Source organism: Budvicia aquatica DSM 5075 = ATCC 35567, assembly GCF_000427805.1.
Lineage (GTDB): Bacteria > Pseudomonadota > Gammaproteobacteria > Enterobacterales > Enterobacteriaceae > Budvicia > Budvicia aquatica.
The window spans coordinates 19,035-44,691 of the sequence record NZ_ATYS01000046.1 but is presented as its reverse complement, the minus strand read 5'-3'; the positions used below and the strand labels follow the sequence as shown (position 1 = coordinate 44,691).

Annotated in this window: 24 protein-coding genes and 1 other annotated feature; of the genes, 13 read left to right on the top strand and 11 right to left on the bottom strand. The window is 45.9% G+C overall.

Features of this window, described 5'->3' with window-relative positions:
* Positions 1-119: 119 nt before the first annotated feature.
* A complete protein-coding gene (locus YWE_RS27550; RefSeq protein WP_051323382.1) occupies positions 120-365 on the bottom strand; it encodes a helix-turn-helix transcriptional regulator in 246 nt (81 codons plus the stop codon).
* 773 nt (positions 366-1,138) lie between these two features.
* Between YWE_RS27550 and YWE_RS0116070 the strand changes: the two genes are divergently transcribed.
* From YWE_RS0116070 to ybaL, 10 genes are all read left to right on the top strand, one after another.
* Positions 1,139-2,035, top strand: a complete 897-nt coding sequence (locus YWE_RS0116070) for a hypothetical protein (RefSeq protein ID WP_029095467.1) — start codon at positions 1,139-1,141, stop codon at positions 2,033-2,035.
* A 160-nt stretch (positions 2,036-2,195) separates the two neighbouring features.
* Positions 2,196-3,017, top strand: coding sequence for a DUF932 domain-containing protein (locus YWE_RS0116065; RefSeq protein WP_029095466.1), 822 nt, complete (start codon positions 2,196-2,198; stop codon positions 3,015-3,017).
* Positions 3,018-3,119: 102 nt separating this feature from the next.
* Positions 3,120-3,572 carry a RadC family protein gene (gene radC / locus YWE_RS0116060; protein WP_029095465.1) on the top strand — a complete coding sequence of 151 codons (453 nt, stop codon included), beginning with the start codon at positions 3,120-3,122 and terminating at the stop codon, positions 3,570-3,572.
* A 70-nt stretch (positions 3,573-3,642) separates the two neighbouring features.
* The gene (locus YWE_RS27545; protein WP_051323381.1) at positions 3,643-4,149 is read left to right on the top strand and encodes a hypothetical protein; all 507 of its coding nucleotides are present in this window, start codon (positions 3,643-3,645) and stop codon (positions 4,147-4,149) included.
* Positions 4,146-4,454, top strand: coding sequence for a hypothetical protein (locus tag YWE_RS0116050; protein WP_029095464.1), 309 nt, complete (start codon positions 4,146-4,148; stop codon positions 4,452-4,454). The genes YWE_RS27545 and YWE_RS0116050 overlap by 4 nt, the downstream gene beginning before the upstream one ends.
* A 258-nt stretch (positions 4,455-4,712) precedes the next feature.
* The gene (copA, locus tag YWE_RS0116045; protein ID WP_029095463.1) at positions 4,713-7,646 is read left to right on the top strand and encodes a copper-exporting P-type ATPase CopA; all 2,934 of its coding nucleotides are present in this window, start codon (positions 4,713-4,715) and stop codon (positions 7,644-7,646) included.
* A gap of 120 nt (positions 7,647-7,766) precedes the next feature.
* Positions 7,767-8,570, top strand: a complete 804-nt coding sequence (locus tag YWE_RS0116040; RefSeq protein ID WP_029095462.1) for a TraB/GumN family protein — start codon at positions 7,767-7,769, stop codon at positions 8,568-8,570.
* A gap of 75 nt (positions 8,571-8,645) precedes the next feature.
* A complete protein-coding gene (gene ybaK, locus YWE_RS0116035) occupies positions 8,646-9,134 on the top strand; it encodes a Cys-tRNA(Pro)/Cys-tRNA(Cys) deacylase YbaK (RefSeq protein ID WP_029095461.1) in 489 nt (162 codons plus the stop codon).
* A 130-nt stretch (positions 9,135-9,264) separates the two neighbouring features.
* Positions 9,265-10,491: an MFS transporter gene (locus YWE_RS0116030; protein WP_029095460.1), complete on the top strand. Its 1,227-nt coding sequence runs from the start codon at positions 9,265-9,267 to the stop codon at positions 10,489-10,491.
* A gap of 221 nt (positions 10,492-10,712) precedes the next feature.
* Positions 10,713-12,407 carry a YbaL family putative K(+) efflux transporter gene (gene ybaL, locus YWE_RS0116025; protein WP_029095459.1) on the top strand — a complete coding sequence of 565 codons (1,695 nt, stop codon included), beginning with the start codon at positions 10,713-10,715 and terminating at the stop codon, positions 12,405-12,407.
* A gap of 109 nt (positions 12,408-12,516) precedes the next feature.
* Here the strand turns inward: ybaL and hemH are convergent, their stop codons facing one another.
* A complete protein-coding gene (hemH, locus tag YWE_RS0116020; RefSeq protein ID WP_029095458.1) occupies positions 12,517-13,479 on the bottom strand; it encodes a ferrochelatase in 963 nt (320 codons plus the stop codon).
* A gap of 337 nt (positions 13,480-13,816) precedes the next feature.
* Between hemH and YWE_RS0116015 the strand changes: the two genes are divergently transcribed.
* A complete protein-coding gene (locus YWE_RS0116015; RefSeq protein WP_029095457.1) occupies positions 13,817-14,128 on the top strand; it encodes a hypothetical protein in 312 nt (103 codons plus the stop codon).
* 290 nt (positions 14,129-14,418) lie between these two features.
* On the opposite strand, the gene YWE_RS0116010 is transcribed toward YWE_RS0116015, so the two are convergent.
* The 9 genes from YWE_RS0116010 to YWE_RS0115970 form a co-directional block, all read right to left on the bottom strand.
* Positions 14,419-15,063, bottom strand: coding sequence for a nucleoside monophosphate kinase (locus tag YWE_RS0116010; protein ID WP_029095456.1), 645 nt, complete (start codon positions 15,061-15,063; stop codon positions 14,419-14,421).
* Positions 15,064-15,163: 100 nt separating this feature from the next.
* Positions 15,164-15,808, bottom strand: a complete 645-nt coding sequence (adk, locus tag YWE_RS0116005) for an adenylate kinase (protein ID WP_029095455.1) — start codon at positions 15,806-15,808, stop codon at positions 15,164-15,166.
* A gap of 367 nt (positions 15,809-16,175) precedes the next feature.
* Positions 16,176-18,053, bottom strand: a complete 1,878-nt coding sequence (gene htpG, locus YWE_RS0116000; RefSeq protein ID WP_029095454.1) for a molecular chaperone HtpG — start codon at positions 18,051-18,053, stop codon at positions 16,176-16,178.
* Between the two features lie 211 nt (positions 18,054-18,264).
* Positions 18,265-18,822: a DUF6630 family protein gene (locus YWE_RS0115995; RefSeq protein ID WP_029095453.1), complete on the bottom strand. Its 558-nt coding sequence runs from the start codon at positions 18,820-18,822 to the stop codon at positions 18,265-18,267.
* Positions 18,823-19,173: 351 nt separating this feature from the next.
* A complete protein-coding gene (gene recR / locus YWE_RS0115990) occupies positions 19,174-19,779 on the bottom strand; it encodes a recombination mediator RecR (RefSeq protein ID WP_029095452.1) in 606 nt (201 codons plus the stop codon).
* Positions 19,779-20,111 carry a YbaB/EbfC family nucleoid-associated protein gene (locus YWE_RS0115985; RefSeq protein WP_029095451.1) on the bottom strand — a complete coding sequence of 111 codons (333 nt, stop codon included), beginning with the start codon at positions 20,109-20,111 and terminating at the stop codon, positions 19,779-19,781. The genes recR and YWE_RS0115985 overlap by 1 nt, the downstream gene beginning before the upstream one ends.
* A 71-nt stretch (positions 20,112-20,182) precedes the next feature.
* A complete protein-coding gene (gene dnaX, locus YWE_RS0115980) occupies positions 20,183-22,237 on the bottom strand; it encodes a DNA polymerase III subunit gamma/tau (RefSeq protein ID WP_029095450.1) in 2,055 nt (684 codons plus the stop codon).
* Positions 20,789-20,853: a sequence feature (DnaX frameshifting element), on the bottom strand. It overlaps the preceding gene by 65 nt.
* A gap of 77 nt (positions 22,238-22,314) precedes the next feature.
* Positions 22,315-22,866: an adenine phosphoribosyltransferase gene (gene apt, locus YWE_RS0115975; protein ID WP_029095449.1), complete on the bottom strand. Its 552-nt coding sequence runs from the start codon at positions 22,864-22,866 to the stop codon at positions 22,315-22,317.
* 148 nt (positions 22,867-23,014) lie between these two features.
* A complete protein-coding gene (locus YWE_RS0115970) occupies positions 23,015-23,395 on the bottom strand; it encodes a DUF454 family protein (protein ID WP_029095448.1) in 381 nt (126 codons plus the stop codon).
* 239 nt (positions 23,396-23,634) lie between these two features.
* Here YWE_RS0115970 and priC point away from each other — a divergent pair, with 239 nt between their 5' ends.
* Both priC and YWE_RS0115960 read left to right on the top strand, forming a co-directional pair.
* Positions 23,635-24,174 (top strand): primosomal replication protein PriC, encoded by a 540-nt coding sequence (priC, locus tag YWE_RS0115965; protein ID WP_029095447.1) that lies wholly within the window; start codon positions 23,635-23,637, stop codon positions 24,172-24,174.
* Between the two features lie 127 nt (positions 24,175-24,301).
* Positions 24,302-25,657 (top strand): vWA domain-containing protein, encoded by a 1,356-nt coding sequence (locus tag YWE_RS0115960; protein WP_029095446.1) that lies wholly within the window; start codon positions 24,302-24,304, stop codon positions 25,655-25,657.

The following is a 25,657-nucleotide window of genomic DNA, read 5'->3' as shown; positions in this document are numbered from 1 at the left end:
CTCTGGAGTTATAAATCAAGAAATATAAAATTCCACCAAGATAACTGAGTAACAAGATAAAGAAAAATGACTGAATTTATTTAGGTTAGTATAGGCGTGATTTTTATATAGACAGATATCTATGCTTCATGTTCAACGGACAATTCATCAGCATCAATGCCTCTGGATTCTTTTATACGCTGACGTAGCCACGCTTCTACTTCGCTCTTCAACCAGCGAGAAGAACGACCCAGTTTAATTTGCTTAGGGAACTGACCTAGCTGTATCAGTTTATAAAACCATTTATCCGTTAGACCAGTCAGTGTGGTAATAAAGACCATGTCGACCAGTTGGTCGTTCATTAAATCGAGCGGTAAATTATTCATGTGATGTTTCTCCATTAAAGTTTGCTTAAGAGGGAGAATTCCGTACGTCACAGGCACCTCAGGTGCCGTTAGTTCAAGTTATGCGATGATAGATATATCTCAATCATTCATACGCTTAGCGTAAGGCTAAGGATGTATAATCAGAGTTAATCAGCAATGACTCAATCTGGGACGAACGTATTCTCTACATCACATAGTGCATCTGTGTAAAAAGTAACTTGAGCCCGGTTGACGTTGATAGAGAAAAGCCTGCAAACCACGCACGACTACGATCAATACATCACTGTAGAGCACCAGAACGCCACCATGCACGGTCAGTGAACTCAGTACCGATTAGACATATTACCTCTCAGCTTATCTACTTCCTTGAGTTTATTCCATGCTAGCTATCCAGCCCCAAACGAAAATAACATTACCCATATTTACCCCCATCATTTACGCCTCTCAATAAAGCCCATTAAGAGTCATGTTAGAAATGACTTACAATGATTAAATCTCAAAGAAGAAAAGCCATTTTCTTTATCAAAAATCTTTATCATTTATTTTCATCGAAATAAATGTTGTGTGATTACATTTTTACGTCAAGTAAAAATGTAGATAAAGTGCCTTAACACCTTGTAAAACAGGCAATGAAGAGTATGATGAATAAGATTAGCAACGTGGAAATTAGGTTTAAATTAATGTTGGAACACGCACTAAAACAAACGTATTTTTACGCATAAAAAACCACGTAGTGACCACTAAAAATAAACTAAATTTATAAGGTAAAAATGATGACCACACCGGGAAGTAATAATATTGAGAAATCTGTAGTTATTCGTGATAGCGACATCAGACGTTTAAAATTTTACGTGGAATACATGAAAAGCCTATTAAGCAATAATAAAAATTTAGATGTCGACTGCACCAGCATTAATGAAAAACTCGCCACCGAATATCCAAGCATTATCGAAAGAAAGTCATTCGTTGATAACATGAAAAAAGAGTGCAATCGATTTATATTGCCAAAGAAAGAATTTAATTGGATAAAAGTCAATGATAGAGTATGTTTTTGGGTATGGCTTATGATTAGAGACATAAGAAATAAGTACCTTCCGATAAGGAATGATTTATTAGATTTAGCCCACCCAGCATTTTATGATGTACTTGTTATTAATAAGGTACCAGCAAGCACAAAGGAACGCTATGACGCTATTATTGAATTATTTGATGGATTACGTACAGATATAGGATTCATTCGCTATTATTTCTATCAATTGAAAATTGAGATCCAGCATGTATATAAATTTTCAACTTCATTTAATTGGTTGAAAAAGGAAAATAAAAAACAGTGCCAATGGGCTTTAGAGTATATAAAAGGAAGTGGAGTAATAAATCAATATGAAAGTATGTTAACACCTATGAGCAAAAAAGAAATTCACTCTACTGTCATTGCGGCCTTTGACTCATGGCATGCATTAGATGCAGTAAAGGAACTTTTCCTAATAAAAATAAAGAAAGCATGGGGCCAGAAAAAATATAGAGATGAAATATCTGATAAAAAATTATTGAATACATATATTTCAAAAAATGCTAAAGACAAGTTAGACATGATGACTAGCACGAATAAGAAAAAAATCCATGAGATGATTGAAATGATGATTGACAATGAATATAAAAAATATCAATAAATTCATTAAAATATTTTATCATACCTATCTAGTTAAAGTATCTTAATAGACTTCAATATAATAATTTCCAACCCTATATTACTGAAATGAACTGACGACTAAATGCTGACAGAAATGTCAGCATTTGTGTTTCATTGACTTTAATATCAGGAGATTCCTCATGACACGTCTTGCTTCCCGCTTTGGCAATATAAATAGTATTCGCCGTGATCGAGCATTAACTAACGATGAATTAGCCCGCCACGTTCCCAGTATCTTCTCAGAAGAAAAACATCACTCCAGAAGTGCCCGATACAGCTATATTCCTACNATNACNTTATTAGATAACCTGCGTAAAGAAGGNTTTCAACCGTTCTTTGCCTGCCAAACTCGGGTTCGTAATCTCGATAAACAAGACCATACCAAACATCTGATTAGGCTACGCCGTGAAGACCAAATATTAGGAAAAGAAGTTCCTGAAATAATCTTACTGAATAGCCATGATGGCTCTAGCAGTTACCAAATGATTCCTGGTTTTTTTAGAGCCATTTGCACCAATGGTTTGGTCTGCGGTGACACCTTTGGTGAGGTGCGGGTACCACACCTTGGGCCAGTAGTCGACCGCGTGATTGAAGGTGCCTATGAAGTATTAGGTATCTTTGACCGAGTAGAAGAACAACGGGAAGCCATGCTGGGCATCACGCTCTCACGGCCCGCGCAACAGGCCTTTGCCCACGCTGCCCTAACCTACCGCTATGGCGAAGAGTACCAGCCAGTCACAGAAGAGCAAATTCTGATGCCCCGGAGGTGGGAGGACAAAAAGGATGACCTTTGGACAATTTTTCANCGNNCTCAGGAAAATTTNATTAAAGGCGGNCTGTCAGGCCGCACAGCCAAAGGAAAGCNGGCCCGAACAAGGGCGATTAATGGTATTGATGGTGATATCAAACTCAACAGAGCGTTATGGGTGATGGCGGAGAATATGCGCCAACATCTGGCTTAATGGAACGAGGTTCACATTAAACCCCACCTACCGAGGTTCGAGCGCCACCAATAATCAGTTCACTTTTGCTGCCTGACGTTTTTTCACTGTGAGAACACCCCCATGCCCTATATTCAGCGCGAGCAACGCATCATTACGATGGCTTTACAACTTTTAGATAAGCAACTCAAAGCCAAACCCTATTCGTTTACCTCATCACAACAGACGCAAGATTACCTTCGGTTACAGCTAGAGCCCACGGAGAAAGAAGTCTTCCTGGTCCTGTATTTGGATAATCAGCACCGGCTGATTGCCCGTGAAACCGTTTTTCTCGGCACCATTAATGAAGTGTCCGTCTACCCACGAGAAATCGTCAAGCTGGCCCTGCACCATAATGCGGCGGCGACCATTTTAGCACATTCACACCCATCAGGGATGGCTGAGCCCAGTCAGGCCGACAGGACAATAACCCAAAAGTTAAAAGAGGTTTTATCGCTGGTTGACGTAAAAGTACTCGACCACATTGTTATGGGTCATGGTGAGCAGGTGTCGTTTGCCGAACGGGGCTGGTTATAGCTCAAGCCACCAGCCACTCACGCCCCGTCAATTCACGGCTATTTATCAACGGTAACATGGAGATTTTTCTATGCCGACATTATCTGCGCCAAAAACTGGCGCTTTTCATTTTACTTTATTACAGGATATCGCTCAGGAGGACTGGTTCACGCTGTGTCGTCTGGTCACCCAAGCCCATCGGCAGCTCCGTCTAAAGCCGGAAACAACCGGTATTGAACCACCCCCTATTATCTGCAATGGCGCCGGTATCACGCCACTGCGCTACGATGACAGTCTCATAGGGTTAGGGGTTATCGTTTTTAACGGGGAGTATCATCATCAACTCAGCGGCGATACCTTTATTCTGAACCAACATCGTCATCCCTACGACCGGGGATATTGCCAGACCCACGGTCATCCCTACCGATTTATGGTCATGGCGGTATTACTGCTGGCCCATCACACCTGCCCGACTGTCTGGAAAATCACGTCTGATGTCAGTGGTACTGAATGGCAACGTGTCGCCCACTGGTTGCAGGCTGAGCTCGCGATAGTCATCGCGCTTCCCAATGGAATATCTACAGGAATAAAAACATGAATCTGATTGCCTGTTTACTGTCACTGAAGTCACTGGAAAATATTGATTTGATCCACACCGTCCGAGTCAGTGAATCAGCGTTTAACGATTTAACGACGCTGGGTAATGAAGGTATTTTTTACCCAGCAACAGAGAGTTCAGCGAATGCGGAGTATGTGATACTGGACCTGGAGTTTATCCGTGGTCACCAGCTCGATTTTGATAAGCCGGCATTTACTGAATGGTGCCGAACGCACCTCTCTTTAAATATGGCTGCGTTGCAGCCCTTATCGTATTTATTTGTGATTGGGACCGATGAGCGTTAATATTGTCGGAAGCAAACTCATTAAATAATCCGCTTAGATGCATTCCTCAATGACTCCCGTTTTATATCCCAAATGTACATGAAAACATATGGGGGCCTCTTTGGGGGCCTTAAATTGATGAATAGAAATATTATCCTTTCTTATCAAATAGTAAAAAATAACTTTACCTTCCAGTTGCTGGAAGGTTTAAACTCATTTACACGTTAAGAGAAACAACCGGTTTTGATACTAATCTGAATAATATTCGGGGAGTTAATGATGTCACATACTACTATTTTTAAGCTGCAAGGCTTGTCGTGCATGGGATGTGCCGGAAAAGTTAAAAAAGCACTGGATGCTTTAAGCGGTATACAGTCTTCGGACGTTAATGTGCATTATGCAAAAATCGTCAGCGAGCTGGATAATTCAGCCCTTATCGCGGCGATTGAACAGGCTGGCTACAAAGCGACGCCGGCTGAACCGGAGGTAACGCTGAACCTGTCAGGCTTATCCTGCGGTCATTGCACCGGAGCCACAACCAAAGCATTAGAGGCGGTTGACGGCGTTTTTACCGCTAACGTCACTGTCGATAAGGCAGAGGTTTACGGTAGCGCCAATGCAGAATCGCTGATTGCTGCCGTTGAGCAGGCGGGCTATACGGCCACTATTGCAGACCATCAGCAACAAATTTTGAGCCTGTCGGGCCTGTCCTGCGGCCATTGCATCGGAGTAACGCAGAAAGCGCTGGAACAGGTTCCCGGCGTTGAACAGGTTAGCGTATCGATTGATAGCGCCACCGTAAAGGGCTCGGCGACGACTGAGAGCCTGATTGCGGCGGTTGAACAAGCGGGTTATCACGCCACTGCGGGCGGGGAGCAAACTCACCCAAAATCTGAGCCGCTGTCAGTATCAGAACAACCGGAGCCGATGACAGCGGCCAATAGCGATATTCCGGTAGAAAATCAGCCTGTAACTGCTTTACCCGAAGACGATGACGACAGTCTGCAGCTTTTACTTAGCGGTATGAGCTGTGCCAGCTGCGTCAGTAAAGTACAAAAAGCGCTGGAAAGCGTACCGGGCGTTGAACAGGCCAGAGTGAATCTGGCAGAACGCAGCGCCATGGTTTTTGGTCAGGCTCAACAGGCCGACCTTATCAGCGCGGTGGAGAAAGCAGGCTACGGCGCAGAAATTATCCTTGATGAGGATGAACGCCGCGCCCGGCAGAATGAAACCGCTCAGCAGAGCATTAAACGTTTTCGCTGGCAGTCTGCGCTGGCTTTAGCGCTGGGTGGTCCGCTGATGCTATGGGGAATTTTTGGCGGAACCATGATGGTAACGTCGGATAACCAGCCCTATTGGATCACCGTAGGATTAGTAACCTTAGCGGTCATGATTGCCGCAGGCGGCCACTTCTATGTTAATGCATGGCGTAGCCTGATGAACCGCAGCGCCACCATGGACACGCTGATTGCATTAGGAACGGGTGCCGCATGGATTTACTCCATCAGCGTGGCTATCTGGCCGGATATTTTCCCGATGGCAGCCCGTCATATCTATTTTGAAGCCAGCGCGATGATTATCGGTCTGATTAACCTCGGACACGCTCTTGAACAGCGGGCAAGGCAGCGTTCATCCAAAGCCCTTGAACGGCTTTTAGACCTGACGCCGCCAACGGCAAAAATTGTGACTGAACAGGGTGAAAAAGTCATTCCGCTATCTGAGGTTCAGTTAGGTATGACTATTCGTCTGGCTACCGGCGATCGGGTGCCGGTTGACGGTGAAATTATTCAGGGTGAAATTTGGCTGGATGAAGCGATGCTGACCGGTGAGGCCATGCCCCAACAGAAATCTGCTGAGACTGAAGCCAGAATCCATGCCGGCACCGTGGTTCAGGACGGTAGTGCCCTATTCCGCGCCGGTGCGGTAGGTAATCAAACCACCTTGGCCAGAATCATTAAGCTGGTTCGCCAGGCTCAAAGCAGTAAACCAGAAATTGGCCGCATGGCTGACCGGATTTCATCCGTGTTTGTTCCGGTTGTGGTGGCAATTGCGCTGATCAGCGGACTGATTTGGTATCTGGTTGGCCCTCAGCCACAGTTGGTTTATACCTTGGTAATCGTGACTACGGTATTAATCATTGCCTGCCCTTGTGCACTTGGGTTGGCTACCCCAATGTCGATTATTTCCGGCGTTGGCCGGGCGGCTGAACTCGGCGTGCTGGTCAGAGACGCTGATGCGCTGCAACAGGCCAGCGATGTTGATACCGTAGTATTCGATAAAACGGGAACGCTGACCGAAGGTAAGCCCAAGGTCACCGCCATTTATACGTTCAACGATAGCGCAGAGTCTCAGGTGCTTGAATGGGCTGCTGCTCTGGAGCAAGGCGCAAGCCATCCGCTGGCTCATGCCATTTTGACCAAAGCGGGTGATCGAGTTTTACCGACAGTAACTGAATTTAGGACCTTACGCGGACTTGGCGTTAGCGGAACCCTGAATAACACACCATTGTTATTAGGCAATGACCGCTTAATGGCGGAACAGAATATCGACACCAGTGAAGCCACTGAAACTATGCGTACAGAGGCAGAACTTGGCGCGACTCCGGTATTATTAGCCGCCAACGGTAAACTGGTCGCCCTACTCGCCATTCGCGATCCGCTACGCAGTGATAGCGTGCTGGCACTAGAGCGCCTGCATAAGCAAGGTTATCAGCTTGTCATGCTTACCGGTGATAATCCGATAACGGCAAACGCTATCGCCAAAGAGGCTGGTATTGATAAAGTGATTGCCGGCGTCTTACCCGATGGTAAAGCTGATGCCATCAAGCAGCTACAGGCATCGGGCCATAAAGTCGCCATGGTGGGTGACGGCATCAACGATGCACCGGCACTGGCCTGTGCCGATGTAGGTATTGCAATGGGCGGAGGTAGTGATATCGCGATTGAAACCGCAGCCATAACGCTGATGCGCCATAGCCTTGAAGGTGTAGCCGATGCTTTAGCATTATCCAAAGCAACGCTAAGCAATATGAAACAAAACCTGTTAGGGGCATTTATCTATAACACGTTGGGAATTCCTATTGCAGCCGGCGTACTTTATCCGCTGACCGGAACCTTATTAAGCCCGGTAGTTGCCGGTGCGGCCATGGCGCTATCGTCGATTACCGTAGTAAGTAACGCTAACCGCTTATTGCGTTTTAAACCTAAGAAGTAACCTTGTTCTGTCAGTCTGTAACAAGCCGACAAACTCATCGCCTTGAGTCTGTCGGCTTAACCTGTTAATACTCTTAGTCAAAGCGTGTTATTCGGTTATGTTCAAACTTTCAGGATCAGTATGATTAAAACCTTTCGCCGTCTGGCAGTGTTAATGGGCTTGGCCTCGCCGCTGGCCTGTGCTTATCCGGCTTATGACGCACAGATGCCTAATGGCAGTCAGTTCCATCTGGTCGGCAGCATTCATATGGGGACGCGGGGAATGTCGCCGTTACCTTCCGCGCTACTGAAACAAATCGAAAACTCCGACGGATTAATCGTCGAGGTCGATATCACTAAACCCATCAGTTTTAACAGTCCGGATGATTATCCTCATCTGGAACAGCGGCTTTCTTCGGCCGAATACCAAGCCTTGATTAAGCGCTGTCACTCTTTAGGTCTCGATATTGACTCTATTGTATATAAACCGGGCTGGCATGCAGCACTGGCATTACAAGCCATGCAGGCCAGCCACAATGGATTACACAGCGAATACGGCATTGATTATCAGGTCATACAAGCCGCTTATAATATGGATATTCCGGTAATTGAACTTGAAGGCGCAGACCGGCAGATGCGGCTGTTAACCCAAATCCCAAACAACGGCATTCCCCTGTTACAAGACTCTCTCGCTCACTGGCAGGATAATGATGAAATCATGCAAATCATGATTGACTGGTGGCTAGCTGAAAAAACCAAACCACAAGAGCTCAATTTGCCTTACGGTATGAGCGGCGATTTATATAACTTACTTATTACCGGCCGTAATACCTTATGGAATCAACAGCTAACGGCCTATCCTAAAGGTAAATACGTTGTGGTTGTTGGCGCTTTGCATCTATACGGTGATAATAATTTGCCTGATTTATTAAATGCGAGCCGGTAACAAAAGTATTAGACTTAATACGCTTTGCAAAACCCGCCAGTCGCGGGTCGCTGTATTGATTAATAAGGACAATCTATGACACCCGCAGTCAGACTACTTAAACAAAAAAAAATCGACTATATCCTTCATCCTTATAACCACGATCCTAATGAAACTAACTTTGGTGATGAAGCGGTAAAGAAGCTGGGTCTGGATGCTGCGCGTGTCTATAAAACGCTGTTAGTCAGCGTTAACGGTGATGCTAAACACTTAGCTGTAGCTATTGTTCCTGTTTCTGGCATGCTGGATTTGAAGAAAATGGCCAAGGCTCTGTCGGCCAAAAAGGTAGAAATGGCCGATCCCATGCTGGCTCAGCGCGTAACCGGTTATCTGGTCGGCGGCATTAGTCCTTTAGGTCAAAAAAAATTGTTGCCCACCGTCATTGATGAAGGGGCTCAAGGCTTCCCGAGTATGTTTATCTCAGGCGGAAAGCGCGGTCTGGATATTGAACTCAAACCGCAGGATTTATGCCGGTTAGTGTCCGGTACGTTTTCGCCTATAGCAGTAAAAGATAACAATAAATAAACCGGTTTAATGAGCGTCGATATGATTTCTGCGGGCTAATTGTCAGGCCAGATAGAACCACCTGCCGCAGCTATTTTCCACTGCCTGTTTGATTCCGGACTTTTTTCACTAACCACAATAAATAACCATTATGACTAATCAGACAAGCAGTAATACCACTGTACCGCCCGTTGCCAGTGCCAGTAACTCACGTAAAACCTCATTTAAAGTTCTTGGCGCAATCAGCGTTTCACATATGCTGAATGATATGACCCAATCGTTGATTGTGGCTATCTATCCGATGTTACAGGGTGAGTTCTCGCTGAGCTTCGGCCAGATTGGTTTGATCACGCTGACTTACCAACTTACTGCATCGCTATTACAGCCGCTTATCGGCCTATATACCGATAAGCATCCGAAGCCATTTTCATTGCCAGTAGGTATGACATTTACCCTGGTCGGGCTGCTGTTATTGGCCTACGCATCAAGTTTCCCGATGGTGCTCATCGCGGCCGCGTTGGTTGGTACCGGTTCATCCGTCTTCCACCCGGAATCCTCACGCGTCGCCAGAATGGCATCCGGCGGTAAACACGGGATGGCCCAATCAATATTTCAGGTGGGTGGCAACTTCGGCGCCTCATTAGGCCCGTTAATGGCAGCCTGGTTTATTACGCCATATGGTAAAGGCACCCTGACCTGGTTTGCTATAGCACCACTGCTTGCCATTATTGTGTTACTGCAAATTGGTCGCTGGTATCAGGCCCAACAACGTAGTAACGGCGGTAAAGTATTTAAGCCGTCTAGCGCACCGCGTTTGCCGAATAAGACCATCGCATTCTCGTTATTTATCTTATTAACCCTAATATTCTCTAAATACTTCTATCTGGCCAGCATCAGCAGCTATTACACCTTTTATTTAATGCATAAGTTCGGTGTTTCACTGGAAAATGCTCAGGTTCACCTATTTGTCTTTCTGTTCGCGGTAGCGGCCGGAACCATAATTGGCGGGCCTGTCGGTGACAGAATTGGTCGTAAATATGTTATTTGGGCCTCTATACTTGGCGCAGCGCCCTTTACGCTCATTTTACCCCATGCATCACTGTTCTGGACCGGTATTTTGACCGTAATAATCGGAGTTATTATGGCCTCGGCCTTTTCAGCCATTTTAGTATACGCTCAGGAGATGATTCCGGGAAAAATCGGTATGGTTTCAGGGTTATTCTTCGGGCTATCATTTGGTATGGGTGGGCTCGGTGCCGCCGCACTGGGCTACGTAGCCGACAGAACAAGCATTGAAACGGTTTATCATATATGTGCTTTCCTCCCTCTACTGGGAATTATGACCGCTTTGCTGCCTAATATTGAGAATAAAGAGTAGCTATACGCACATTCCTCTGGCTGAAATTCTTTTTCCGCCAGAGGAAGAGCCTTATCCCACATAGCAATAAACCACCATTCTTAAGAAAAACACCGTCAGCCCATCTTTTCAGTCAAATCATCAGTTATTTCAAAAAAAACCAATATTTCCCAAGCAAAAATAGTTTAAATGCAATAAACTTAAAACGTCCCTTACCCCCCACCAACAAAGAAGGAGCGTTGATGGAACATTCTACACCGTTAATTACCACCATTGCCGGAGGCTTGGTACTGGCCTTTATATTCGGCCTTATCGCTAATCGTCTGCGTATTTCGCCACTCGTTGGCTACCTGATCGCAGGCATCGTAGCGGGTAAACACACACCGGGTTTTGTTGCTGATGAAGCCATTGCAATGCAGTTGGCTGAGGTCGGTGTCATCCTGTTGATGTTTGGTGTAGGTCTTCATTTTTCGCTTAAAGATCTTCTTTCAGTAAAGAAAATCGCTATTCCCGGTGCAATTGCTCAAATCGCGGTCGCTACCGTTCTTGGCATGGGCCTGGCCTACGGATTAGGCTGGGACTTTATGAACGGCTTGGTATTTGGTCTCTGTCTTTCCACTGCCAGTACCGTGGTCTTACTACGGGCATTAGAGGAACGGCAGCTGATTGAAAGCCAGCGCGGAAAAATTGCTATCGGCTGGCTGATTGTTGAAGATCTTGCCATGGTATTGGCGCTGGTCCTGCTGCCGGCGATTACCGGCATCCTGAATCAAGGTAACAGCGATTTCACGACATTAGGCTTATCACTGGCGATTACCTTGGGTAAAGTCGTTGCCTTTATCATTCTGATGATAGTGGTTGGTCGCCGGGTCGTGCCTTGGCTATTAGCGAAAAGCGCCGCTACCGGCTCCAATGAGCTATTTACCCTATCGGTTCTGGCGATCGCTATGGGTATCGCTTACGGCTCTGTAAAGCTGTTTGGTGCCTCATTTGCTCTGGGTGCATTCTTTGCCGGTATGGTGCTGAACGAATCCGAGCTTAGCCATCGCGCCGCCCAAAATACGCTGCCGCTGCGTGATGCATTTGCCGTTCTGTTCTTTGTCTCCGTCGGCATGCTGTTTGAACCAATGACGCTGGTTGAAAATCCGCTGGCCGTACTGGCAACCTTAATCATTATTATCTTTGGTAAATCACTGGCCGCGTTCCTGATTGTTCGTATGTTCGGGCACTCTAAACGTACCGCTCTGACCATCTCCGCCAGTCTGGCCCAAATTGGTGAGTTTGCCTTTATTCTGGCCACCATGGGCGTAGCGCTGGGCGTATTGGAAAAAGAGGCCCAAAGCCTGATCTTAGCCGGTGCTATTCTGTCTATCTTGCTCAACCCGCTGGTATTCAACCTGATGGGTCGCTATCTCAATAAATCGGAAACCATTGAAGATCAGATTATCGAAGAAGTGGTTGAAGAAGAAGTTGCTCAGGTTCCGGTCAATATGTGTAACCACGCCATTCTTATCGGTTTTGGTCGCGTCGGCAGCCTGTTGGGCGAGCAGTTACATGAACAAAATATTCCGCTAGTGGTGGTCGAGAACTCCCTGTCACGCATTGAAATGCTGCGTGAGCGTGAGATCAGTACCGTTCTGGGCAACGCAGGTAATCACGAAATGATGAGCCTGGCGAGGCTCGACTGTGCCCGCTGGCTGTTTGTCACAACACCAAATGGTTATGAAGCCGGTGAAATTGTGGCCTATGCCCGCTCACAGCGCCCGGATATTATGATTGTCGCCAGAGCCCATTACGACGATGAAGTGGAGTACATTCTTGAGCGCGGCGCTAATCACGTGATTATGGGCGAACGAGAAATTGCTCACTCCATGCTGGAAGAGTTACATCTGGATAAGATGACGAATGATGAAAAAATGAAGGAATGCCCGATTTAATCAACCGGCATTCTATTAACTGATATCAGCTATCGATATCAATAGAAAACACCGCTATATGCGGTGTTTTTCTTATTGGACTGGCAAACCAAGAAGCGCCTTGGCTAAATTAGGTTTTCGAAGTAACCAGCGCCTGTAATAAATCGATATGAGCCGGGCTGTCATTCAGAGCCGGAATATAATAGTAGCGTTCACCACCCTGCTCTAAAAAGAACTCGCGGTTTTGTTTATCTATCTCTTCAATGGTTTCCAGACAGTCAGCGGAAAAGCCGGGGCTAATCACTTGAACCGACTTTACACCTTTCTTCGGCAATGACTTCAAGGTTTCATCAGTATAAGGCTGAAGCCAGGGTTCACGCCCAAAGCGCGACTGATAAGTCATCTTATACTGAGATTCATCAAGCCCCAGAGCCTTAACCACTGCACGGGTGGTATCTTCACAGCGCAGCGGATACACGTCGCCTTCATCGGCATAGCGCTGGGGAATCCCGTGATAGGAGAATAATAAAATATCGGGCTGACCGTGCTGTTCAAACGATGACTTTATCGACTCAGTCAATGCCTTAATATACAAAGGGTGTTCAGCATAATCACGAATAAACACCACCTGCGGCAGATCTCGAGTTTGGCGAAACTCCGCAGCCAAAGCGTCCCAAACGGCAGCCGTGGTGGAACAGGAATATTGCGGATACAGCGGCAACACCACCAAACGATTCACCTGCTGGCTTTTTAAGCTGGCAAGGGCCTGCTTTATCGAAGGAGACCCGTAGGTCATTGCCAGTTCAACCGGCGTCTCAGGTAGACGTTTTGCCAGCGCCTGCTGCTGCCTACGGCTATAAACCAGCAAGGGGGAGCCTTCATCCATCCACACGTCCTGATACAGCTTAACCACTTTAGGGACGCGAATTGGCAAAATGACCCAGTGCAGCAACGGACACCAGATGATGCGTTTAGTATCGACTACACGACGGTCATGTAAGAACTGTGAAAGATAACGTTTTACCGCCGGCCCCGTTGGCGCATCGGGCGTACCTAAGTTAACTAAAAGGATTCCAGTTTTGGTCTGCGGCATAATTTTTTACCCGTCGGTGCGGCGGTAACTCCGGCAAATATGAAAGTGGTGCCCGCTTTTCGCGATGCACCGTATCGTGTTAACTAACTATATTCATCAGTGGCCTAGATGGCAGGCAGTATATTGACATATGACGCACCTCATATCATCCTTTTCAAAACTATTGCTGTAACAGCTATCTGCCACATTTGAAATATATTGGCACTGTGGTTATTGATACTTCAGGCCGTCAGAAACAATATCCCGTTCCCTGTGGTCGTAATATTGTGAGTAGATAGCCGTTTATTGTCTTTATGACCGTTGAGTTATTAGTCTAATTATTACCGGGAGCAAAATAATGATCGTAAGAACATGGCATGGCTGCGTACCGCTGGAGCATGCAGAAGGATTCGCCGCGCACCTTGAGGTAACGGGTGTAACACATTCTAAAAGCATTAAGGGGAATCAAGGTGCTTTTGTAAAGAGAGTGACTCAGGGAAACTGGGAGCATTTCTTTCTTGCAACCTACTGGGACGATATTAAAGCAGTTAAAGCGTTTGCCGGTGACGATTATCAGGTTGCAGTTACATACCAAGATGATGAGCGGTTCGGCCTCTTATCCGATCCTTATGTCTTCCAACATCAAGTACCGGCGATCGAATCACTTTAAGTTGCATAAGAAGCAATCACCATGTTTTTCAGATTAATGACAAGGCAGTTTAATTTGATTTTAGCGCAAGTTTCGTCCGCATAATCAGCATCAGAATATTGATTTTTCCTAGCGGCCTAGGGGCGATATTTTCAAGTACCAAGAGCTTTAGGACCTCCCCCCTGCATTTAAGCTTTTTAAACCAAATTGTTGACGTTTGGGGTTTATCATCATCGAAGCAACCACTCTGGTTGCTTAAGTGAGCCTTTCCAGCAAGGCATATTCCGTTCGCTATAATGGAATATCATCCATTAATCGAGAATGTTCGCCAGATCGGCACTGACTTCGGCGGCATTTCTAGCCCCGTCCAACTTGAAGTAACGGATCTTCCGATGTTTAGACTGGTGAATATAGTGTTCAGCCAGCGGCCCAGCGGATAAATAATAACTAGCCATCTTTTGTTGTAACATCGATTCCGACATAGGGTTAACCATCACCAATGCCTCATCGGTAACATCATCTTTACCCTCTACCTTCGGCGGATTGAGCTTAAGGTGATATTTTCGGCCGGATGCCGGGTGAAAACAGCGGCCATTCATACGTTCAACAATGACATTATTGGGCGTATCAAACTCAAAAATATAATCAATAGAGATACCGGCATTATCCATAGCGATAGCTTGTAAAACAGTACGTGGAAAATTTTCTAATAAAAAGCCGTTATTGCAATCCGATAATGAAATTCGGTATTGAACTAACTTAATCAATAACTCATCGCTGATTAGCCTGCCGCTTTCAATCAACGCTTTAAGCTGGTTGCCGATGTCAGAATTTGATTCAACTTCAAACCGAATCAAATCGCCAATCGAGATTTTGACCATACCATATCTGGCTGCGATAAATTCAAGCTGAATATCTTTGCCGGAAAAGGGAGCGCCAAGCAGAACAATACGCATTATATCAATATCCTGAAGCCAGATAATAAGTGGGTCAACATATCGACAGAGACAGAAAAGGCGACCAGAGGCCGCCTTTGTCAATTAATCATCTAATCGATTAACCGAGAATTTTTGCCAGCTCAGCGCTGACTTCTGTCACCTTGCGGGTACCGTCTAACTTGAAGTAACGGGTATTGCCGTTTTTAGCTTCAGTCGTGTAGTACTCAACCAATGGCTTAGTCAGAGAATGGTATTCTACCAGACGCTTACGAACGGTCTCTTCCTGATCGTCTTTACGTAGCGTTAGCTCTTCACCGGTTGCATCATCTTTACCTTCAACTTTTGGCGGGTTGAATTTAACGTGATAGACGCGACCAGACGGAGTATGTACACGGCGTCCTACAATGCGCTCAACGATGATTTCGTCTGGCACATCAAACTCAAGGACGTAATCAACCTGAATACCTGCTTCTTTCATGGCATCCGCTTGTGGAATAGTACGCGGGAAGCCATCGAGTAAAAAACCATTACGGCAATCTTCTTGCGTAATACGCTCTTTCACTAAAGCGATAACCAATGCATCGGTCACCAGCTTGCCACCATCCATAAGTTCTTTTGCCTGCTTACCCAGTTCAGAGCCAGCTTTAACCGCTGCACGTAGCATATCACCGGTAGAAATTTGCGGAATACCGTATTTCTCCATGATGAACTGAGCCTGAGTGCCTTTACCAGCGCCGGGAGCGCCAAGCAGAATGATACGCATTGCGTAAATCCCCTAGAAATTAGCTTTTTATTTAAAATGACGAAACAGCCGTAAACCTTATCACCCTAAGCCACTATGCTCAAGAGCCAGGTGATAAGCGCTTAATCACTACGTGCGCATATCTATGCGCTTCACTCATTGTAAAAAATCTGTCGTTCAGAATAACCAGCTTGTTTAGCTCAATTATTGCGGCCATATTGTATCAGCTTTTGGTGGCACGTGTTGTTTAATAGAGTCCAATAATTCAATATTCATGCTAATTTTTATACTAAAAATTGAATTATCACCATGCTAAAAATACAAAAGGCCGACAACATGTTGTCGGCCTTTTCAACTTAACCTACTGATAACTTAAATTTATCAGCCGTTATTTCAGCAGCAGCTGGTTCATTCGGCGAATAAAGCTGTTCGGATCGTCTAAACTGCCCTTTTCAGCCAGTAAAGCCTGATCTAACAACAGTTCAATCCACTCACCGAAAACCGCTTCATCGGTAATATCAGCCGCACGTTTTACCAGCGCATGTTCAGGGTTAAGCTCAAAGATGTATTTTACATCCGGTGCTTTCTGCCCCGCAGCGGCAAACAGTTTAGCCATTTGGGTCGTCATATCATCCGCATCGGTGGTCACAACCGCTGGCGTATCGGTCAGGCGGTGGGTCAACCGAACTTCTTTTACACGCTCACCGAGGAAAGATTTAGCGCGCTCAACAAACGGCTCTAACGCTTTCTCTGCTTCTTTCTGTTCTTCAGTTTCAGCATCGGCCAGTTTATCTAAAGATTCATCAGCTTTGCTGACTGACTGGAATGATTTACCATCAAATTCAGTCAGGTAGCTCATCATCCACTCGTCGATACGGTCAGATAGCAGCAGAACTTCGATGCCTTTCTTGCGGAACAGCTCCAGATGCGGACTGTTTTTCGCCGCAGCATAGCTGTCTGCCGTAATGTAATAAATCTTCTCCTGCCCTTCTTGCATACGGCTAACATAGTCAGCCAGCGAAACGGTTTGCGCATCGCTGTCGTTATGAGTCGACGCAAAACGTAGCAGATTAGCAATAGTTTGCTGATTACCGCTGTCCTCTGCCGGGCCTTCTTTCAATACCAGACCAAACTGCTGCCAGAATTGCTGATATTTCTCAGCATCACCTTTTGCCAGTTTCTCCAGCATCTGTAATACCCGTTTGGTACAGGCATTACGTAAGCTTTGAGTCACCCGGTTATCCTGCAAAATTTCACGGGAAACGTTCAACGGTAAATCGTTGGAATCAATCAGGCCACGTACAAAACGTAAGTAGTTAGGCATAAACTGCTCGGCGTCATCCATAATGAAAACGCGCTGAACATACAGTTTCAGGCCATGCTTATGGTCGCGATTCCACATATCCCAAGGCGCCTGAGACGGAATATATAGCAGGCTGGTATATTCCTGCTTACCTTCAACGCGGTTGTGGCTCCAGGCTAACGGATCGCTAAAGTCATGGGAAACATGCTTGTAGAACTCGTTATACTCATCGTCGTTAATTTCAGACTTATTACGCGTCCACAGCGCTTGGGCTTTGTTGATTTTTTCCCATGTTACGCTTGGCTCTTCACCTTCTTTTTCTTCGGTAACTTGAATTTCAACCGGCAGCGCAATATGGTCAGAATATTTGCTAATCACTGAACGAACGCGCCAGTCATCTAAGAATTCATCTTCGCCTTCGCGTAAATGAAGGGTAATATCAGTACCGCGATCGGCTTTGTTAATTTCAGCGATGGTGTATTCACCCTCGCCGGCCGATTCCCAGAATACAGCCTCATCAGCAGGAACACCGGCGGCACGGGTGCGAACCGTGACTTTATCCGCCACAATAAAGGCTGAATAGAAGCCGACGCCAAACTGGCCAATCAGTTGGCTATCTTTAGCCTGATCGGACCCCATTGATTCTAAAAAGGCCTTAGTGCCTGATTTAGCAATAGTCCCTAAGTTATCAATAACTTCATCACGAGTCATACCGATGCCGTTATCACTCAAGGTCAGGGTGCGCTTATCTTTATCAAAGGAGACACGAACCCGGAGATCGCCATCACCTTCATACAGTTCGGGGCTGGACAGCGCGCGAAAACGCAGCTTGTCCGAGGCATCAGATGCGTTAGAGATCAGTTCACGCAGAAAGATTTCTTTATTGGAATAGAGCGAGTGGATCATCAGATGTAAAAGCTGTTTTACTTCTGACTGGAATCCTCTGGTTTCTTGTCCTTTCATACTCATTGCTTACCTCAATATCTAGTTTCATTCAGGTAGTGTTAATACCGGATGCTAAAGAGATGGGGATTAAGCAGAAGCTTTTCAAGCGTATAAACTGACAGAGGGAAAAAAAACTAACAAAAAGAGAAATTATATCGTGAAGTAAGATAAACCAGCCGGTATTTGCGACCAAGCAATACAACACCGGCAGTTTTCATTTTATCTTTAGTTAGTCAAAACCATGAATGGTAAAATGGTGATCGTCAATGGCTTCTAGCACAGCCATATTTTCATTGGTAGTAACAAAAATAAGGTAAGAGTCCCAGCCGATATTAATACCGCCTAATACCAACCCAAGCGGGGCAAGATAGCCTGAAACCAGCGCAAACTGCTGCAGAACATAATCGCCGGCAGCAAAGTCCTGATTGGTTTCTTCATCATATTGGGTCAATTTTTCCAGTTCGCTAAGACAAACGCCCAGATTGCTCTTCGACCGATAGGCGCCAATGCGCCGGGCAACAAAGCTGGCAATTTGCCCGTCTTCATCTTCTCCACGCCAATCGACCATATCAATATAACCATCATGATAGGCGTAACAATAAAACAGATCGATTAGACCACCGCTGTGGACATTATCCAGATAACGGCCAAAATCATATTTCTGATACTGTGGCCCGTGAATGAGTTCACCCGGTTCATTCATGGCTTTTTGGTAAATATCCGCCCAAGCAGCATGACCATCAGTCACAATCATTTTGGCAAGTAGGTCAATATTTTCGGCGCTCACGTCTTATTCCCTGAATTAAGTCGAATGTTATAAATCCTATCAGAACAGAAATAAACCTAACCGAGGCCTGACTCACAAAGTCATTTAATTTCTATAAAATCAAAAAGATAGTTAATTTAATAAATGAAAAAAGATAAAGAACTATAATATCGTCAAAATAGAACTAATCCGATAACACCGAAAGCGTTAAAGCCACAGATTACGCACATCAACTCAGCTTATATAACATTTTATAAAATGCCTGACATAATATTATTCAGTTCTTAAGGTCAAAATAAGAAAAACTAAAAACAATAAAGGCAATGAATATAATCCACTCATTGCCTTTATATAAGATGTAAGCAAAAACAATCAGAATTTAATCTGAATACGTCCGGCCAAGGAATGGGATAGCGTCGTACCATCAACCATTTCTAATTCACCGCCAACCGGTACGCCATGCGCAATTCTGCTGGCCATTACGCCATACATTGAACACATTTCAGCGATAAAGTTAGCCGTGGCATCCCCTTCAACCGTCGGATTCGTCGCCAGAATAACCTCATTAATCTTTTCAGATGAAAGTCGTTCTTCCAGCCGATCCAGACCGATATCATTGGGGCCAATACCATCAAGCGGTGATAAATGGCCCATCAGAACGAAGTAGCGCCCTGCATACTGTCCGGTTTGCTCAATGGCATGAATATCAGCCGGACTTTCTACGATACAGATCTGACCGCTATTCTGCCGACGCTGGTTAGCACAAATCGTACAAACCTCTTCTTCAGTAAAGGTACGACAGTCACGGCAATGACCAACCTCAGACATCGCCCGCGTCAAAGCCTGAGCTAAACGCATTCCACCGCTACGATCGCGCTGTAATAGCTGAAATGCCATACGCTGTGCAGATTTAGGCCCGACGCCGGGTAAACAGCGCAGGGACTCCATCAATGACTCAAGCAGAGGACTTGTTTGCATCAGAACGGCATCTTAAATCCAGGAGGTAATTGCATACCGCCGGAAACCTGAGCCATTTTCTCTTTTTGCGTTTCTTCAATACGACGCGCCGCGTCGTTGAAAGCAGCCGCAATCAGATCTTCCAGCATCTCTTTATCGTCTTCCATCAGACTCGGATCGATTTCAATCCGACGGCAGTTATGTGCACCGTTGATAGTGACTTTAACCATACCAGCACCGGACTCACCGGTAACTTCCAGCTTCGCAATTTCTTCCTGCATTTGCTGCATTTTGTCTTGCATCTGCTGCGCTTGCTTCATTAAATTGCCCAGTCCGCCTTTACCACCAAACATGGCTATCTCTCTCTTTCTGTGGATAAAATCAAATAACTGCCGTTATCTTGTTGATGGATAACAGCCGTCGGTTATACAGGTCTGATACTGTCTTCATCAAGCTCTGCGTCAAAATAGCGGCAGAGCGTTTGAATATGGGTATCAGAGGCCATCGATTCTCTGGCCTGCAATAATTTTTCTTCATAAATGGACTGACGCCATTCCAACGGTGTTTTTACCGTTGTATCTTCATCTTCAATAATCGTCAGCGTAACCGGATGGCCGATATGCTGAGTGATTGCATCACTGAGTACCTGCTGGGCCGAAGCCGTATTCAGGTGCCGCTGAGATGGACGAAGGTGTAAACAGATCTCATTATCTGACACCTGTTGTTTAAATGCGTTCAGCGCCAGTTGCTGAACCAGCTTTGGCAAGGGTAGCTGATTAATTTCAGCGGCCCACGGGTCACGAACCAATGACTCTTCGGCTAACTTAGCCGAAAGCTCAGGCGTTTTTTCATGCTCAAGGGCCGAACGCAGCGCTTTTGGCGTAGCCACCGGCTCAGCCGCAATTTCAAAATCATGCTGGGCCTTCCAGCGATAGCTCTCTTTTTTAGCCGATTCTTTCGGTACCGGAGCCCCCGGAAGCTGCGCAGAACCGCCCTTCTCAGCGGCAGAGACCAGCCTATTGAGCGCAGCAGACGCCGGCCGCGCTTTTAACTGCGCTGCCGGCTCATTCTTTTTTGCGTCTGACGCCCCCTGCTGACGACGAACCTGATTTCTGGCCTGTAACATTTGAGCCGTAGATTCGGATAGCCCTTTCGATATTTCTGCTTCAGCTTTTGCTTCTGCATCACTGGGCGGTGGCGCTATCACTGGTTCGCTGGGTTCGGGCAGCCTGGCCTGATATGCCGGAGCTACCGGCTGTTCAGGCTGAGTTTGAACCCGACTAATCGTTTCTGGTCGGGAAGTCGCCGCAGGCATATGGGTCATTGGCTGCTTTTGAGCTGGCTGTAATGCCGGTGTTGCGACAGGCGCATTGCCATGCGAAACAGCCACCACGTTTTTCGGATGAAACGCCAATGCGCGCAGCAATGCCATTTCAACGCCCATCCGGCGATCCGGGGCATACGCCAGTTCTTTACGACCCACAAGCAGAGTCTGATAGTAAAGCTGCAGATCCTGCGGGCTTATCTGCCGGGCAAGATCGCGCATTCGCTGCTCATTATGGGTTAACGAATCAATCGATGAAGGTAGCAGTTGAACCATCGCTACCTGATGCAGTAATGCCAGCATATCAACCAGCAGTGTCTCCCAGTCGACGCCCTTCGAAGCGGTCTGAGCAACTAACGACATTAGCCCTTCGCCATTCGCATGCATCAGTGCCTCAACCAGAGCCAGCGCATGCTCGTCATCCAACGTTCCCAGCATCATACTGACAGAGTCGGTCACAACCACGCCGTCTCCCATGGCGATAGCCTGATCGGTAAGGCTTAGCGCATCGCGCATACTGCCCTGAGCTGCGCGGGCCAATAAATGTAATGCACGGGGTTCAGACTGAATATGTTCAGCCCGCAGAATTTTATCCAGTTGGTTTTTAATCTGATCGACATCTAATGCCTTCAGATGAAACTGCAGACAGCGGGATAAAATAGTAACGGGTAATTTTTGCGGGTCAGTGGTTGCCAGTAAAAATTTAACGTGTTCCGGTGGCTCTTCCAGCGTTTTTAACAGTGCGTTAAAACTGTGGCGGGAAAGCATGTGAACTTCGTCGATTAGGTAGACTTTAAAGCGACCACGAGCCGGGGCATACTGCACATTATCCAGTAATTCCCGGGTGTCTTCGACTTTCGTTCGGGAGGCGGCGTCAATCTCGAGCAAATCGACAAAGCGCCCCTCTTCGATTTCACGACAGTTGCCGCACTGTCCGCATGGCGTAGCCGTAATTCCAGTTTCACAATTCAGACCTTTAGCCAATAGCCGTGCAATAGACGTTTTGCCTACGCCGCGGGTACCGGAAAAAAGATAAGCGTGATGGATCCGTCCTAAAGACAGACCATTGGAGATGGCGGTCAAGACGTGCTCTTGGCCGACAACGTCAGAAAAGCTTTGTGGGCGCCACTTACGGGCAAGAACTTGATAGCTCATTGATACCGAAAAAGTCGATTAAATTAGGTGGAACATCTTACCACAACCGATGATAAGCGACGATGTTTGTTGTGAGATTAATGGCCTTCAAAAGAGACGAGGCTATAACATTCGATGCCTTGAGCAGCAAGCCGTGCGCGGCCACCAAGTTCAGGCAGCTCGATAACAAATGCTGCATCGGTCACTTTACCGCCTAAACGACGAATCAGTCGAGTCGTCGCCTCAATGGTGCCACCGGTCGCCAGTAAGTCATCAATCACTAACACATTGTCATTTTGATTAATGCTGTCAGTGTGAATTTCTAATACGTCTGTACCATATTCAAGATCGTAAGTTTCCTGCAGCGTTTCACGGGGTAACTTGCCTCTTTTGCGTACAGGAACAAAACCAATGCCTAAAGCCAGCGCCACCGGCGCACCGAATAAAAATCCGCGGGCCTCAGTACCAACAATTTTGGTTATGCCTTTATTTTTAAACTGTTCTACCATCAATTGGATGCTGGCAGAAAAAGCAGCATGATTTTCCAGTAACGTAGTGATATCACGAAACAGGATCCCCGCCTTAGGGTAATCAGGAATGGTGATAATGCTGTCTTTAATTAACTGTAGCTGCTGTTGTGTAGTAGTCATAATATTGCCCGATTAAACAACCTGTCATAGCCGAAACGCCAGTTTCCGGCATTTGCGCATTCCAAATAGCGCACCGTTACCAACGAAAAACGCTCAAATCTATGCAAAGCACATCAGAAATGCAACCGCTGTTATCACATTAAATTCATTACTTGTCTTTTTGTTGTAGCGGATCAATAACCGGTAAACGCAGCATAAAGGTCAATAAGACTCCTAATATGACCAATAATAGCCATCTCACCCACCACACGGGCACCAGCCAGAGTGAGATGGCAAAAGTAATCACAATCATCACAATGGCTTTCGGTTTAGCGCCAGGGGGTAATCCTTTATAAGTCTGCCAGTGACGCAGATAAGGACCAAACCACGAGCGATAAAGCAGCCACTCATGAAACCTGGGTGACGAACGGGCAAAGCACCACGCGGCCAATAACACAAAGGGTGTCGTTGGCAATATGGGTAATATTACGCCCAGACAGGCTAACCCCATAGCTAACCAACCAAGGCACAGAAGAAAAAGTCTATACATAACACCGCACGCTGTGTAATCAGGATGACCAGTTTAATCAAAAAAAACGGCAGAACCCAGTAATGATAATCATTTAATCATCACCACTCGGTTAAACAGAACGTTAACCCGCAATTTCAGGGTTAACATTTCTATTCAAGATCAGGAATGATATAAGATACCCCAACATAGTATAGGCCGAAGATTTCAAGCACAGAGCTAATTTCAGGCATCCGTCTTCGTTTTCTATTAAGGTTTCAATGAACAAAGTAAACCGCCTTCAGGCATTAGAACAACAGGTACAACAATTAGCGCAAACTATTGCTAACGCACCGGCCATTGCCGTTGCCCAACCTCGTTTTGACAGCCAGCTGTTTAACCAGCGAGATGCCCGGCTGAGCCATTATCAGGCGGAAGTTGAAAAAAACCTGAGCCAGCTCAAGCAAGAAGTGGCCAAAGGACGTCAAGAACAGGTGGCCTTTTTAGCTGAGCGAATTGTTGCCCAAATCACCGCCCTTCAGCGAGAACTGGCCACGCTTAAGCTACGTGAAAAGAATACCACCGTGGTGAAGTCCGGCGCTGATATGTACCAGACTTTGGCCCAGCATCAAGACTATGAACGCCGTTTACAAGAAATGCTAAGGGATAAAGAAAGCCTGTTATTTCAACAAACATCGCTGGATGCTCAACAGAAATTACAGAAAGAGCTGGCCACGCTTGAAGGCCGCTTGATGCGCTGCCGTCAGGCTTTAAGACGCATTGAAAAACAGATAGAACGCAGGGAGTCGGGCTATAGCTAAAACCGCAAGCGGTATATCGCGTCTATATGGGTTATTTACAAATTGTTACACGTTTATGCATTTAACACACAACTCAAAAAATAACTCATCAATAATAACGGCATACCACTTATACAGGAGTTACGTGATGAGCCTTAAATATCTGTTATCTGCCCTTGCCCTTTTATCCAGTTCAGCTTTCGCTTTAAGCATTAGCCCGCCTTCTCAGTCAGGCGACGCTAAAGTTATTACCAAAGCGGAGCTTTCTGCACCCATAATTTTAGAAGACACCCAAGAAAATAATTATCTGAAAATATCTCTGACCGGTTTTAAGCAGGATGAAACGGAGAAAAGCCCGATTAACCTATCACTGGTGATTGACCGCTCCGGTTCAATGTCTGGCGATCGTATAGAAAAAGCGCGTGAAGCCGCCATTATGGCGATTAATATGCTTAAAGATGACGATATTGTCTCGATCATTGCTTACAGCGATAACGCCTACGTGATCATTCCGGCGACCAAAGCCAAAAATAAAGATGCGATGATTAAAATTATTAACGACACCATCAAACCCGGTGGCGGAACCGCACTGTTTGCCGGTGTCAGTAAAGGCATTACCGAAGTAAATAAATTCATTAAAAAGAATCAGGTTAATCGTATTATTTTACTCTCAGACGGTCAGGCAAACGTCGGGCCAAGCACCACCAAAGAGCTGGCTGACTTAGGTCAGGTCGCAGGCAAACAGGGTATTGCGGTAACAACCATTGGTCTGGGCAATGGATATAACGAAGATTTAATGACCGCGCTGGCCGGCTTTAGCGATGGCAACCACGCGTACGTTGAAAATTCCGCCGATTTAGAAACCGCCTTTGTGCGTGAGTTTAAAGACGTAATGTCAGTCGTTGCACAAGAAGTTGTCGTTACCATCAAACTACAGGACGGCGTTAAACCGGTTCGTTTACTGGGCCGCGATGGTGATATCATCGGTAATAACGTTACCGTTAAAATGAACCAGCTCTACTCTAATCAAGAAAAGTATGTCTTATTAGAAGTGGTTCCGCCTAAAGGGAAAGAGAGTGAAAACAAGCCGTTGGCTGAAGTTTCAGTCAGCTATGACAACTTAAAAACCCATAGAAAAGATACCTTTAACGATCGGGTTAACATCGGCTACTCTAAGTCACAGCAAGCGGTAAAAGCGGCGGTTCAAGAAGAGATTGTGGTTGATTCGGCGATACAAAAAGCCAATATTGAGAATGCACGGGCCATCAAATTGCTGGATGAAGGTAAAAAAGATGAGGCTAATCAGATCATCCAGAAAAATGCGGATGCTATGAGCTCGCTGTCCAGTAGCGTGAATAGCCCGGCAGCCAGAAGCAAAGCCATTTCCAGCCAAGAAATTAATCAGAAACTGGCAACCGAAGTTGAAACTAAAGACGTTTCTTCATCGCGCAAAAGCTTAAAAGAAAGTACCTATAGCACCGAAAAGCAGCAGATTAAGAAGTAA